The 13,729-nt window shown below is 62.7% G+C and carries 12 protein-coding genes; 10 read left to right on the top strand and 2 right to left on the bottom strand.

The window, feature by feature from the left end; translation table 11 throughout:
- Position 1: 1 nt before the first annotated feature.
- Positions 2 to 391, top strand: a complete 390-nt coding sequence (locus A5481_RS15940) for a response regulator (protein ID WP_048435255.1) — start codon at positions 2 to 4, stop codon at positions 389 to 391.
- Positions 392 to 716: 325 nt separating this feature from the next.
- Here A5481_RS15940 and A5481_RS15935 read toward each other — a convergent pair whose 3' ends face one another.
- Complete coding sequence (locus tag A5481_RS15935; RefSeq protein WP_048435256.1) at positions 717 to 2,168, bottom strand: sensor domain-containing diguanylate cyclase; 1,452 nt, start codon at positions 2,166 to 2,168, stop codon at positions 717 to 719.
- A 1,041-nt stretch (positions 2,169 to 3,209) separates the two neighbouring features.
- Here A5481_RS15935 and A5481_RS33590 point away from each other — a divergent pair.
- The 5 genes from A5481_RS33590 (at position 3,210) to A5481_RS15925 (ending at position 6,863) form a co-directional block, all read left to right on the top strand.
- On the top strand, positions 3,210 to 3,377 hold the full coding sequence (locus A5481_RS33590) for a hypothetical protein (RefSeq protein ID WP_156655627.1): 168 nt from the start codon (positions 3,210 to 3,212) through the stop codon (positions 3,375 to 3,377).
- Between the two features lie 1,494 nt (positions 3,378 to 4,871).
- Positions 4,872 to 5,114: a DUF6894 family protein gene (locus tag A5481_RS15930; protein WP_048435257.1), complete on the top strand. Its 243-nt coding sequence runs from the start codon at positions 4,872 to 4,874 to the stop codon at positions 5,112 to 5,114.
- 512 nt (positions 5,115 to 5,626) lie between these two features.
- Positions 5,627 to 6,085 (top strand): hypothetical protein, encoded by a 459-nt coding sequence (locus tag A5481_RS33585; RefSeq protein ID WP_156311938.1) that lies wholly within the window; start codon positions 5,627 to 5,629, stop codon positions 6,083 to 6,085.
- A gap of 2 nt (positions 6,086 to 6,087) precedes the next feature.
- Positions 6,088 to 6,354 (top strand): hypothetical protein, encoded by a 267-nt coding sequence (locus A5481_RS33580; protein ID WP_156311939.1) that lies wholly within the window; start codon positions 6,088 to 6,090, stop codon positions 6,352 to 6,354.
- A gap of 176 nt (positions 6,355 to 6,530) precedes the next feature.
- Complete coding sequence (locus A5481_RS15925) at positions 6,531 to 6,863, top strand: hypothetical protein (protein WP_048435258.1); 333 nt, start codon at positions 6,531 to 6,533, stop codon at positions 6,861 to 6,863.
- 505 nt (positions 6,864 to 7,368) lie between these two features.
- Here the strand turns inward: A5481_RS15925 and A5481_RS33575 are convergent.
- Complete coding sequence (locus A5481_RS33575; RefSeq protein ID WP_156311940.1) at positions 7,369 to 7,713, bottom strand: hypothetical protein; 345 nt, start codon at positions 7,711 to 7,713, stop codon at positions 7,369 to 7,371.
- A gap of 348 nt (positions 7,714 to 8,061) precedes the next feature.
- Between A5481_RS33575 and A5481_RS15920 the strand changes: the two genes are divergently transcribed.
- From A5481_RS15920 to A5481_RS15900, 4 genes are all read left to right on the top strand, one after another.
- Entirely contained in the window at positions 8,062 to 8,880 is an 819-nt protein-coding gene (locus A5481_RS15920; RefSeq protein ID WP_048435259.1) for a transglutaminase-like domain-containing protein, read from the top strand.
- A gap of 155 nt (positions 8,881 to 9,035) precedes the next feature.
- Positions 9,036 to 9,284, top strand: a complete 249-nt coding sequence (locus A5481_RS15915) for a hypothetical protein (RefSeq protein ID WP_048435260.1) — start codon at positions 9,036 to 9,038, stop codon at positions 9,282 to 9,284.
- A 563-nt stretch (positions 9,285 to 9,847) separates the two neighbouring features.
- On the top strand, positions 9,848 to 11,368 hold the full coding sequence (locus tag A5481_RS15905) for an ATPase domain-containing protein (protein ID WP_048435262.1): 1,521 nt from the start codon (positions 9,848 to 9,850) through the stop codon (positions 11,366 to 11,368).
- Between the two features lie 2 nt (positions 11,369 to 11,370).
- Positions 11,371 to 13,413, top strand: a complete 2,043-nt coding sequence (locus A5481_RS15900) for an ATP-binding protein (RefSeq protein WP_197514194.1) — start codon at positions 11,371 to 11,373, stop codon at positions 13,411 to 13,413.
- Positions 13,414 to 13,729: the final 316 nt, after the last annotated feature.

The following is a 13,729-nucleotide window of genomic DNA, read 5'->3' as shown; positions in this document are numbered from 1 at the left end:
AATGGGACAGTCCTTCAATCCGGCCGACGTCGCCGTCCTCGTCGTCGAGGACGACGCCCTGCTTCGGGCCGAGGCCGTCGACCTCTGCATCGAGGCGGGCTTCACGACCTATGAGGCACGGAACGCCGACCAGGCCATCCGACTCCTCGAACGCCATTCCGAGATTCGCGTCCTGTTCACCGACATCGAGATGGAGGGCTCGATGGACGGCTTGAAGCTGGCCCACGCCGTGCGGGAGCGCTGGCCCCCGGTCGCCATCATGGTCACGTCGGGGCGGCGCAAGGTGACGAAGGAGGATTTGCCCGACAATGGCCTGTTCTTCGCCAAGCCATACCCGCCGGACGATATCGTCAAGGCTCTCAACGGCATCGCCGCACAGGTCATGGGCTAGCCCCGGCCCCGGGGCGAACCGATGCCCCGACGAAATCGACGAAGGCGGCGTCCGGGGCCAGCGCCCAGGACGCCTCTGACCTGCTCAGGGAATGGAAACGAACCGGGACCTGCGATGCTATGTGCGCCGGCAGGAGAGACGACATCCTCCCCTCCTCTGCCCGGCCGGACGGTGATGCACCGACTTTCGGACCTCTGGTCAAGGTCGTATGATCGGTCGCACAGTTCCTGATCTCCACCGAGACCGACGGCAGTCAATCGGACGGCGAGTCATCAGCACTGAAAGTGCGGATGAACCCCGTTTGGATACCGTTTGACGCCCTTGTTCAGCCGGCGGTGTGGCGATCTGATGCCCCCGAATAGGTGCAGGCGGTACCCTTGCACGTGCGCTTGGCCTCGTAGAGAGCCGTATCTGCGTTACGAAGGAGTTCTGTTCGGCTCCGCGCTTCCCCACCAGACCAGGCGACCCCGATCGTCCCCGTGACGCTCGCAATTTGCCCAGGCCCATCCGCCACGATGCGGAGGCTGTGAAGCAGCCTTTGCACCAGGGCCTCAATGGCGACTCGACCCACCGTCGGCGGGACCAGAACGGCGAACTCGTCGCCTCCGAGCCGTGCCGGAACACACGAACTCAGGTACTCGGCACGGAGCTGGTCCGCCACGCGGCGCAGCACTTCGTCGCCTGCGGCGTGCCCCAAAGCGTCGTTCACGTCCTTGAAGCCATCGAGATCGATCAACAGCACCGCAAATTCCGTATTCCTGGCATCGGCTTCCCGCAGGCGGCTGTCCAGAACCCGGTTGAACTCCGCCCGGTTGGATAGCTGAGTAAGATCGTCGGTGCGAGCGGTCTGTCGTAGCTTTTGCTCCATACGATACTGCTCGGTGATGTCCTGAAGCAGGCCCATCAGCGCGACGGGCCTTCCCTTCGACATCTCGATCTCCCCGAGGCAACGAACTCGTCGGCGGTTGCCCTTTGACGTCATCAAGTCCGCATCCAGCTCGAAGGGCAGACCCGTGTTGAGCGTGCGCATCACCACGGCAAGAAACGCGCTTCTATCCGGCTCCGGAAAGAAGCTCATAATCTCGTCATTCGGCACACCGCCGCTCACGGGCAGCTCATGGATCGCGAAGATGCCGTCTGACCAGGTCGCAACGTGGAGTCCGAGATCGTAGCGCCAGGAGCCCATCACGGCCATGCGCTCTGCCTGTTTGAACTGCCGCCGCTCGCGCTCGAGGTGCTCGACGGTCAGCCGTCTATCCTCGGCCGCTCCGGCCGCAAGTAACGCGGCCAATCTCGCCTCAAGAAGCGCTTCGGCCATGCAGGCCAGTTCCGAGAGAACCTCCACATCAGAGGCGCCGGGTTCACGAGGCTTATCGTCCAATACGCAGAGGGTACCGATGACGACCGCATCACCGCCGGTCTGCATGACCCGGACGGGCACCCCGGCATAGTAGCAGATGTTAGGGGCGCCAATGACAAACGGACTCGACGCGAAGCGTGGATCGAGTCGAGCATCGGCCACGGTCAAAGGTGCTTCGGTCTCGAAGACAACCGGGCAAAATGCTCCGGCACGAGGCGTCTCGGACGCCAAGGGACCGCATCGCGCCTTGAACCATTGCCGTTCGGGGTCGACGAGCGTGATCGAGGACATACGGGTGCCGAGCATGCGCTGAGCGAGCTTCGCCAGAGCGTCGAACTCGCGTTCCGGGGCCGTGTCGAGCAGCGCGATCTCGGCGAGCGCCTTTTGGCGCACCGCTTCTCGTTGGCTGTCTGACATGTTCCCTCGCCACGTTCCTCCGCCAGAGCTACCTTGGCATTGATGAATGTCCCGTTCCTAACGTTTTGATCAGGAGCCGCCACCGGAGTGATCGAGTCGGCTCGGCCGAGTTGAGGCAAGTCGGTAGCGTCCTTGGACATGTCACCCATGGCTTTGCGCCGAAACAGAGTAAGCCAGTGGCAGCCCTGATGCTTATCGCGATTGCGCAACATGTGACAGCGCTGGCAGCGCGCCGCCAGGTTAGCATCCTAAATATTGGCCGTGTCGTGGTTGCGGCGGGCTACCGTCGGCACCATCAACGCGACGAAACGCGGGCGAGCAAGTCCTCGTCACGCGGCCGCTGCCGGAACCGGTGATCCTCGCGATCGAGACAAGTCGAGTTTCCAGCGTATTACCACCAATCATTGCCGAGGCGGGAAACTCTCTGCAGGTGTGGGCGGTCACATATCACGCACCGGACCTGCGCCCTGCGGGAAAAATCTAGGTTTTCCAGAATTGAACACGACTTAGGCAGAACGCCGACCGCGCGGCGGACCGGGAGCGTTTTCCCCGTCACGGAGACCCGGCCCGCCGGTGACGCCAGCCGAGCGGCCGTGAGGCGGCAGGCTGGTGTGACTGCGGGGTCAATGTTCGGTTGCTAGTCCGGTTCCGGCAGCACAAAGACCGCCAGAGATTTAGAATCTTGGCCGACTCCGTTCTGAGGGAGCTGCGATTGCCCATCGCAGCACGCAACACCTGCTCGATAGATTTGCTCCAGCTTGATAACAGACGTGCCGATATCACCCGTATTGTGTTCGAAGCGGGGTTAAACAGCGAGATTTACGACCATTGCAAGGTTAGTGTCGGAAAATAATATATCGACATTCACAAGTAAAAATTTGATCATAAATGACATTAATTCAATTCTTTGCCCTCTGTTTGATGGCGAATATCGGTGATCGAGGGTGCGGCATAAGGGTATGATTGTAGGAAAACGGAATTTCTAATTTGACTGTGGGCCTGCGGTGGCGCAGCAGTGTCTGCCGCCTCCGGAACGAGCGCATGCAACGCGAATGGAAAACGTGGCCGCAGATCGCGATCATGGTGCTACAACAGATCAAGAATTTTCCTTGCGGCCACAATCTGCTTTGGATTGAATTCAAAGATATTGATGATGATAACAGCATGGCTAGTTTTGTAATGGATACAGAAGAGGCATCCGATTTATAAGATATAATGCTTGCTGATTATGTAATTATGATATTAAAAAAACTCAGAATAAAATACAAAATATCTTCTACAAGTATTCATTAGAAAAAAACAATATGTGAGAGAGAAAATTTCCCTGAACGCGGCGCGAAGATGTAAGATCGCCAAGCAATTCCAACGAAGCGCTTGCACTTCATCATTAATGTTCGCGGCAATGAGGTCACGAACTCGATCGTAGACAAAGCGGATTATCCTTGAGGGTCACCGATCTCTCTTGAGCGAGTTTTCTCGAGCCAAGCGTCCTGGGTAAGTTCGCATGCGCGCCTGGGCTATGGCCGGAGCGGCGCAGTTTGACAGTACTTGCTCAGCGGGGGGATGGAGTACCGATCTGCTTTCTCATCTAGCCCCCTCGCCGCCTGCCTCAATCGCGCCACTAGTGCTGGAGGGGCGCAAGGTGATGTGGAAGACATGCGTCTGATTGACGAAGTTCGAGATGCGTTCGCTGCATGTCATAGAACTGTTGAACAAGATGCCAACGGTACTCAATTTTCTGATCTGATTAAAAATAATCTGCGCCGCCTCACTTGAATAATTCGCAATGCAGGCGCAGGATATCTCCATCGCCAGCCGTTTTAACCTGTAGGCGCTGGTGGCCGAGAGAGACGTGCGCTCCCGCCTGCATCGCGACGAGCGCTGTCATGGCGATGTCATCTCACAAGCGTTTCACAGCTTCAGAATACGATGCCTGGCTAATCGAATCATCCCGTGAAAGCATAGAAAAATCTCGTAAGCTGCTAGAGCAAACCAGACCACTTATTGCCATTTATAATTTTGGACCCTTTAAGCCTTGTGTTTGTAAATGTGACGCGACGAAACTAGAATAATTTAATCATAAAATTTTTTTGAAAATTGCTTTAGCGTAAAAAATACTAAAGAGCGCTTAGATAAACAAGTGCCAAGATTGATGACAGAGGCGCTTATTTTTAGTGCGTTACATTGTAGAGCGCGACCCGCTCCAGAGCCTCCTGGAAATCAACATACATTCCTTCTTGAGGAACATGCAGACCCTTCTCCCATCGTTCGACAGTGAACCACTCACCAGTCAACTCGCCAGGATCTTCTGCTTTCCAGGATCGTACTCGGCCGAGCCGCTTCCCATCGTGATAAACCTGCCTCACGCTCGAATGTTTGTCAGAGCCGGGCTTCCATTCTTCGTCGTATGTGATGGGCATCGTTTTTCGTCTCCCTCGCTGAACGCTACGCCCACTGTCACTCACGGCAGGTGGGTTCGCTTAACGCAACGCGCTTAGTGAGCTAAAACGACCATAGTCGGGCAGAAATTTTCACGCATCGGTCTTGTGAGAGGCGGGGCAGCGGCTGCGATCCGCCTGGTTTGATTTATGTTAATGCACCTCGATTTCTTTCGAGATAAGGGCACATCATCGCCAACACCTGTTTTGCCCCTTGGCGGCTGTGAGACATGCGCGCTCCCGGGTTACACGAGCAGAGCATGCGATGCCGCGTTTCTTTTTCGACATCCAAGACGGCCAACTGATCCCCGACGATATAGGAACCGAATTTCCTAACGCTTATGCTGCCCGCGATGCCGCGATCCGTATTCTGCCAGATATCGCGCGTGAGGAAATGAGCCTGGGTAAAAGCCGGCAGGTTGCGGTGCTGATGCGCGACGAGACAGGGCAGGCATTATTCGCAGCCTCTCTCATTCTTAGCGCGGAATGGTTGATCGACACAGCCTGAGATTTTAACGTAGGGCAGCATTGCCTAACACGAGATGGCCAAATCTGCTGCTTCAAGTCCCTGCTGAATTTTTGGTCGCATCGCGATTTCATTCAATGGAAAAAGCTATAGTATTTTTGTTGAAATATTCAATCGATCATGATGGGTTGGCGGCTTGAGACGCCCTTGGAGCTGTATGCCATTTCCATGCGAATGCAGCGGAGTTCGTTCGCATCGTCGCCGACCTTGAGCGATCTCATGCCCGTCGGCACGGCGGCGAGCGGAGTCCGCTCGAACGCGCTTTGCGCGTCGATAGCGTCCCGGGCTCGCTGGAGAAGCGCGATCGTTGACGTCCATATTGCTCAGCTTCGAGATCAACAACCACAGGGTAAGATAAGTTCTCATGGCCTACAACTTCATTGGCCGCACGGTGATTTTTTGTGTATTTTCGGATTTGAGTTGCTATCCGCTCAGTGCACACCATATACGTACTGGTGTCGTGGCGATGGGCCAGGACTGCACCGGAGGGCGCCATGCCCACCGACTTTCCTTCTCGCCGGCAGCGTTCCCCAGATTACGGTCGATCGACCCTGCGTGCCGTCATCGTCAACCTGCGGCTCCGTTTGCTCGGCTGGCGCATCGAACAGGCGCTTGAGGAACGCGATCACATCAGGCTCCTGCGCCACCTGAATGCCTGGGCCGAACTGCATCGTCGCACGTCAGAAGGATCAGGTCCGCGAGTACTGCCAAGTGCGAACGGAACAACCACAGTCGAATCCAAGGACGTGTTTTGCGATCGCGCACGCGACATCTTGTCGAGCATTGCACGCGAGGAGCGGCGTCTCGACAGGATCGTCGGCCGGCTGAAACTGGCACGCATGCAGGGAAACCGTCGCGGTTATGATCGCTCTCATGCTGTCGGCCAAATATCCTATGATCGCACGGTGCGCCTTTGGCAGCAGATCTCACTATCATTTCATTCTAGGAGATAGTCGTGCCCTACGGTGCTGAGGTCATCGAACAAATCGAGCGGGATCACAGACGGATCGGCCGCCTGCTTCAAGCCATCGACAATGGTCGCTGGTGGAGTGCCGACGAGCCTGGGCGAGCCAGTCTCGAGACGATCAGAGGCGCGGCAATGCAGATCCATGAAGCGACGATGCTGATCGAGCGCTTGCTCAGCGGTATCGGCACGAGCTCCACTCGTGACCCGAATTCTTTGGCGTCGTTACCGGCAGCCACGGCCATTCCTGGTCCCTGAACCTCGTTCGCGCAAGGAACGTACGTGCGTGGGTCCAGTGCCCCGCATATCAGGGTGTCGAGGCCATGGCCCCCTTCCGCGGCTCCGTCGGCCACGGTCCGAGAGGGTCCCTCGGAGCACTCGCGTTCGCATCCCGGCGGCGAAGAGCCAGCAATGCAGCATGGAGGGTTGGCTGGATGACGGAGCGTCCGATCGAGCTTGACGAACGGCGCGGCATGGCCGCCCAGAAGGCGACGAAGGTGCGCCGCAGGCGAGCTGCGGTGAAAGCGCAACGTGCCGGCCTCGTCGCGCGCCAGCACGACCTGGAAGCCCACCTGTTCGCGGCCGAGGCGACGACATGGCCGGAGGCCGCCGACAAAGCGAAGTATCTGCTCGAAAGGTTTGCCGCGACGCTCTCCTGCGATGATCCTCGCTTGCAGAGCATGGTCGCCGCCGTGTTGTCCGACTTCGCGCGTCTGTCGGGGCCGACCGAGCCCGAGGCGCAAGACTCGCAGGCTCCCAACATCTGACCGGAGAAGTCCAGATGACTAGCGATCGAACCCGTGGAAACCGTGAAGCCAAGAAGCCGAAGAAGGAAACCCCGAAAGTCATTGCGGCTGCACCGAGCACGAAGGGCCAGGTCGTGACGAACGGCAAGCCCGGCGTGAAACGGTAGTCCGTCCGGGTTCGCACGACCCGCTGAGTGCCTCGCCGTCCCGGAGCGGCGACAGGCGGCCGACACCCGATAGCCGGCTTTCGAGCCGGAGGTGGGCGTGGCCGTCACGCTGCCATCCGGGCTGCGACATCGAACCCATGCAGCGATTGTCCGAAGATCGCCGTGGTCTCACGAAGCGGCGCGTCGGCGAGCGGGGACATCCCGCTCCTCGATCGCTATACGGGCTTGGCACCCGATCTCGCCCAAGCGGCTACGGACCATCGGTGCCGATCCATCGCGCGAAGCCAATGGCGTGTCGTCATGGTTTCCGCCCGCCTCTCGCCCGGCTGCGCACACGATGACGAACTCCTGCCGACCATTCAGCGCCTTTGTGGTTTCGATCTGCCGTTGATGCTCGGATCGCCTCCGCTCGGGTCAAACGGAACGATGGGACCGCCGCAGCCCGTGCAGATCGAGGCACCGAGCTTGTTCATGCGCTCGTCGCGCCTGCGGTCGGCCTCCCTTCTTCTCCTGGCGCGGTCTTCGATTTTCGCGGGATCCAATTTGACCTTGGAAGCGGATCCATCGACGGATCGCTCGGTGGAGTGCCCGGAACCGGTCCCGGCACCGGCCGGGCGCGCTCCGGCGCTGGACCAGATGCCGGAGAGGACAGCCGCGCAGATCAGCGTGGCCAGAAACACCACTGCATTATTTTGACGGTTCATCGAGAGACCTTCTAAAAACCCACTCTATCATGTTTTGGCATGAAAGGGTGGCGGCTGGATTCCGACGCCGTTGCGGGTTTTCGGCCCGTCGGGACCACGACGCCCAAATGCCTGCAACCACCGCGAATGCCGCGATGGGAGGGAGCGACCGGCCTATGCCCCTGCCGGGGGCCGGTTGTCGCTTCGATGATCGGGTTCCAGTCCGGCGAACGGAAAAGCTCTTTGTTCGTGCTGTACAGATCGCCCATTCGTGTCATGGATCGTTCGCGTGCAGCCACGTGAACCGGAGACGCGAGCCGACCCGCGTTCAGGGAGAGCGCGACCCTGCCGTCCCCCCGGAGACACGCGATGCGCATCCACGTCGGCTGTGAAATGACCTACGACTTCGTGCAGGACACGCCGGTCGTCACGATGCTCAACGTCCACGCGTCGCGGTTCTCCGATCTCGAGCGACCGGATTATCTGCTGACGGTGCCGGCCGTGCCCCTGGAGGGCTATCGGGACACGTTCGGGAATTGGTGCAACCGGCTCGTCGCGCCGGCCGGGCGTTTCACGCTCAAGACCGACACGGTCGTCCGCGATCACGGCAACGGGGACATGACCGACACGGCCGCACGACAGGAGGAGGTGCGCAGCCTGCCCGTCGACACGCTGCTCTACCTGCTCGGGAGCCGGTACTGCGAGACCGATCGCCTGTCGCAGACTGCCTGGGACCTGTTCGGCGCCATGGCACCGGGATGGGCGCGGGTGCAGGCGATCTGCGACTACGTTCACGATCGCATCGCCTTCGGCTACGAGCATTCCCGGCCCACCCGGACGGCGCTGGAGGCCTTCGAGGAACGTCGCGGTGTCTGTCGCGACTACGCCCATCTCGCGATCGCGTTCTGCCGCTGCCTCAACATCCCGGCTCGCTACTGCACCGGTTATGTCAGCGACATCGGTCTGCCGTTGCCGCATGCTCCGGGAGATTTCGCGGCCTGGATGGAGGTCTTCCTGGGCGGCCGCTGGCACACCTTCGATCCGCGCAACAACAGCTCGCGAATCGGCAGGATCCTAATCGCCTACGGACGCGACGCCGCCGACGTGCCCCTGACGCTCACGTTCGGGCCGAACACCCTCGTGGATTTCCGGGTGACGACCGAGGAGGCGACGCCGCTCACGGCATGAGACGATCCGGCCCGGCCCGTCGGCTCGCGGGCTCGCGCAGGTCGCCCCTTGGTCACGGGGCGGCTTGCAGGGCTGCGCTGCGTTTCGGGGCCGGATCAATCCTCCATCGCGGCGGGTTGACGCCGTGCCGCATCTGCCGCGGTGCGGAGCGAGACATGATCAACCTGTTGCTGTCCTCGATGATGCTCGCGATCGAAGCCCAGAAGGTCGTCGAGCTGCGAATGGTCCGGCTGGCCTGGGGCGGTCCCGAGGGGTGGGCCGAGGCTCAGTCCATGGTGACGGAGAAAGTCTCGGCGGCCGGCGAGGCGATGGTGACGCTCTCGTCCGGCGGGTCGCCCGAGATGGTGGTCGCCCGCTACCGCGAGCACGTGGCGGCGAACACCAAGCGGCTCGCGGCGCCATGACCGCCTCGGGAGTGTCCGCTTCAGGGGTGACCGCAACGAGCGTCGCGATGAACGCGCAGCGCCTGGTGGAGACCGAGCACCGACTGGCCCTCGCCGATCGCGCGTGGCGGGCCGAGGTGCAGCGGCTCCATGGGCCCGACGGCGTCCTGCTCCACGGCTACGGCCCCCTCGGCAGGGGTGAGCCAGGGACGCCGCAGCGTATGGTGTACGAGGCCCGACGAGCCGCCGTAGCGGCTTGGCGGCAGGTCAGGGCCCGCGGGATCTCCGCGGCATGATCGCCGGACGAACTCGTACACTCGCCCTTCCTCCGGCATCCGTCGCCGTGCGAACGAGCCTGGCAGGGTCGCTTGCAGACCCTCGGAGCGTCCGGACCTCGGGTGGTCGACCGCCGGACGGTCGTCCGTGGAATCTCCAGGGATGTATCCTGACACCCTCACTCGGCGTATGCCGCGTTCTCCGGTACTCCCGACATACCGTTCGCGAGCACCCACGAGGGACCGGAAGGACCGCCGCCGTGCCGGGCGGCGGTCTCCACCGGCCCCAAGGAACCTGGACCCTCCGCGATGACCGAACCCGCAACGCGCCGGACGCCCGGCAAGGAGCCCCGGATCTCGACCGGCGTCCCCGGTCTCGACGACGTTCTCTGCGGCGGCCTGACCCCGAGCCGGCTCTATCTGCTGGAGGGCACCCCGGGCACGGGCAAGACCACCATCGCGCTCCAGTTCCTCCGCGAGGGGGCGGCCCGCGGTGAACGGGCGCTCTACGTCACCTTGTCCGAGACCTCGGACGAACTCCGCGCCGCCGCCGCGACGCACGGATGGTCGCTCGACGGCATCGACGTCTACGAGCTCGTCGACGAGATGGGCCTCGATCCCGACAGCGAGCAATCGATCCTGCATCCCTCCGAACTCGAACTCGGCGAGACCGTCAAGGACGTCATTGCCCGCGTCGGCGAGACGAAGCCCGACAGGGTCGTGTTCGACAGTCTCTCGGAGCTGCGCCTGCTCGCTCAGAACCCGCTGCGCTACCGGCGTCAGATCCTGGCGCTCAAGCGGTTCTTCGCCAAGCGCGCCTGCACGGTGCTGCTTCTCGACGACAAAACCTCGGAGACGGGGGATGTCCAGCTGCACAGCATCGCGCACGGTGTGATCTCTCTGGACCAGATGGCGCGCGAATACGGGTCCGAGCGGCGACGGCTGCGGATCGTGAAGATGCGCGGCATCAAGTTCAGCGGCGGCCACCACGATTTCGCCCTGGAGACCGGCGGCATCCGGGTGTTCCCGCGCCTGATCGCGTCCCAGCACCACGCGGCCTTCGACCCGGTGGCCAAGTCCACCGGGTCTGCCGAACTCGACCTGCTGCTCGGCGGCGGCCTCGTGCCCGGAACCAACATGCTCCTGCTCGGGCCCTCCGGCGTCGGCAAGACCACGACCGCGGTCCGGTGCATGAAGGCGGCGCTGGAGCGCGGCGAGACGGCGACCTACTACCTGTTCGATGAGGGACTCGCGACCCTGATGACCCGGGCGGCCACGCTCGGCATGGATCTCAGACCGCATATCGAATCCGGGCGGCTGACCATCACCCAGATCGACCCCGCCGAGGTTTCGCCGGGCGAGTTCGCCACCATGGCCAGGGAGGCGGTCGAGAAGCGCGGGTCGTCGGTCGTCGTCATCGACAGCCTCAACGCCTACCTGCACGCGATGCCGGGCGAGGAATTCCTGGTCCTACAGATGCACGAGTTGCTGAGCTACCTCAACCAGCAGGGCATCACCACCCTGCTGGTCCTCGGCCAGCACGGCGTTGTCGGCGAAGTCCGAACGGATGTCGACATGAGCTATCTCAGCGACGGCATCCTGCTGTTCCGGTTCTTCGAGGCTCAGGGCATGGTTCGCACCGCCCTCTCGGTAATGAAGAGCCGGGTCAACGCGCATGAGCGCACCATCCGCGAGCTGAAGCTATCCGAGGGCGGCCTCGAGGTCGGCCAGGCGCTTGAGGACTTCGAAGGCGTGCTCACGGGCTTGCCGGCCTACCGGGGCAAGGTGGCGATGTTGACGGGCCAAGCCCCGGCGGGTGGCGAGGCGTGAGCATGCCGGTCGCGCACGAGGAGCGCATCCTGATCCTGGCGCCGCGGGGGCGCGATGCCGCAGTGATCGGGCAGGTGCTCGCCGGGACCGGCACGCCCGCACAAGCTTGTCCCGACCTGACGGGCTGGCTCGACGGCCTGCGGGCCGGCGCTGGTGCCGCCCTCGTCACCGAGGAGGCGCTGGAAGGTGACCTCACCGACCTGTTCGCGTGGCTCGATGCGCAACCGGCCTGGTCGGATTTCCCCTTCATCGTGCTGGCGACCCGCCAGGCCGGCCGCCGCTCCGAGCGTGCGTCGCAGCGGCTCGCCCGGCTCGCCAATGTCGTGCTGCTCGAGCGCCCGGTGAATGCCGAGACGCTCGTCAGCGCCGCGGCCTCCGCCCTTCGGGCGCGCCGCCGCCAGTACCAGGCTCGCGAGCATCTCCTGGAGCGCGAGCGGGCTCAAGCGCAGCTCCGGCTCGCCAACGAGGATCTCGAGCGGCGCGTGGCCGAGCGCACGCGGGAGGTCGAGACCGCTCACGAGACCCTCGCCTTCGCCCTCGACGCCGCCGGCATGGCGTCCTGGGACCTCGATGACCGCATCGGCGCGGCGCGGCGCTCGCCCCGCTTCGACGCCGTCTTCGGGTACGGCGAGGCGGGCCCGCACTGGGACAGAGAGAGCCTGATCGCGCACGTCGTCGAGGAGGACCGCGACATCGCCGAGCGCGCTTTCGCGGCGACCCGCGAGACCGGCACGCTCGACCTCGAGTGCCGCATCCGGCGCGCCGACGGACAGGTGCGCTGGATCGCGCTCAGGGGCCGAGTCCGCGACGAGGGCGATACGGCGACGCGGATCGCCGGCATCCTGATGGACCGCACCGACCAGCGCTCCACCGAGGAGGCTCTGCGCCAAGCCCAGAAAATGGAAGCGATCGGGCAGCTCACCGGCGGCGTGGCGCACGACTTCAACAACCTGCTCACCGTCATCGTCGGCGGGCTCGACATGATGCTGCGTCGGCCCGAGCAGGTCGAGCGCGTGAAGCGCCTGGCCGAGGCGGCCATGGGCGCGGCGAGGCGCGGCGAGCAGCTGACCCAGCAGCTTCTCGCCTTCTCCCGGCGCCAGATGCTGCGGCCGCAGACGCTCAACCCGAACCGGCTGCTCCTGGACTTCAAGCCACTCGCCGAGCGGGCGGCCGGCGGAGCCGTCGCGCTGGCCTTCGACCTCGATCCCGCGATCGATCCGATCCGCATCGATCCGGCCCAATTCGAAGCGGCGGTGCTCAACCTCGTCGTCAACGCGCGAGATGCGATGGAGGGACGGGACGGCCCCGCCCGCATCGCCGTGACGAGCCGGAACGTCCACCTCGGTACCTCGGCCGTCGCCGACAAGGGGGTGCCGCCCGGTCCCTACGTGACGGTGTCGGTCACCGACACCGGCAGCGGCATCCCGTCCGACGCGCTCGCGCGCGTGTTCGAGCCCTTCTTCACCACGAAGGAGGTCGGCAAGGGAACGGGGTTGGGCTTGAGCCAGGTCTACGGCTTCACGCGCAGCGCCAACGGCTTCGCACGCATCGAGTCCGAGGTCGGGCGGGGCACGACGGTCAGCCTGTGCTTCCCACGCTCGACCGATCCAGCCGGCGAGGAGCCTGGAACCGGGCCGGTCAGCGCCATTCCGCTCCGCCGAGCCGGCGCGGGCGAGACGGTGCTGCTCGTGGAAGACGACGAGCCGGTGCTCGCCATGGCCGTCGAGAGCCTGGAGGAGCTGCGCTACCGGGTGGTCGTCGCACGCAACGCCGCGGAGGCGCTGGAGCACCTCAGGGGGGTGGAGCGCATCGACATCCTGTTCTCGGACGTGGTGATGCCAGGCGGCATGAACGGCTCGCAGCTCGCCGTCGAGGCGCAACGGCTCCGTCCCGGCATCAAGGTCCTGCTCACTTCGGGCTATGTCGCCAATCTCGACGAGGGGCAGGTCATCGGGCGCGGCGAGCTGCCGGTGCTGAGCAAGCCCTATCGCCGCGACGAACTCGCCCGCTCGCTCCGGCTGGTGCTCGGCGGCGAAGGACGCTGAAGGCGTCGCCAACGGCGATCCGGTGCCAGCCTTCGGAGACGTTTTCACGGCCGCCATCCAATCATTTTCCGAAATATTATCCTATTCTGTGAAAACCGCAAAATAATCAATTTATTGGATGAAGCCATGGCCTGTCGACGAAGTCACTCTTAGAAATACCTCAAACAACAGCTAAAATATGACTGAATAAAGATCGGTTCGATCTCATCGCCGGTGTCCAATTGGTCATAAACAATCTACAGTCTCGACATTCCGATTGGCCTACGATCGTTAATACTGCATGATCGTGCCAGGATAGGTAGGAAATTTGGGTCTA

It is taken from the genome of Methylobacterium platani (genome assembly GCF_001653715.1).
Taxonomy (GTDB): Bacteria; Pseudomonadota; Alphaproteobacteria; order Rhizobiales; family Beijerinckiaceae; genus Methylobacterium; species Methylobacterium platani.
Note: the sequence above shows the minus strand (reverse complement) of the source record. Positions and strands in the feature narration are given on the sequence as shown.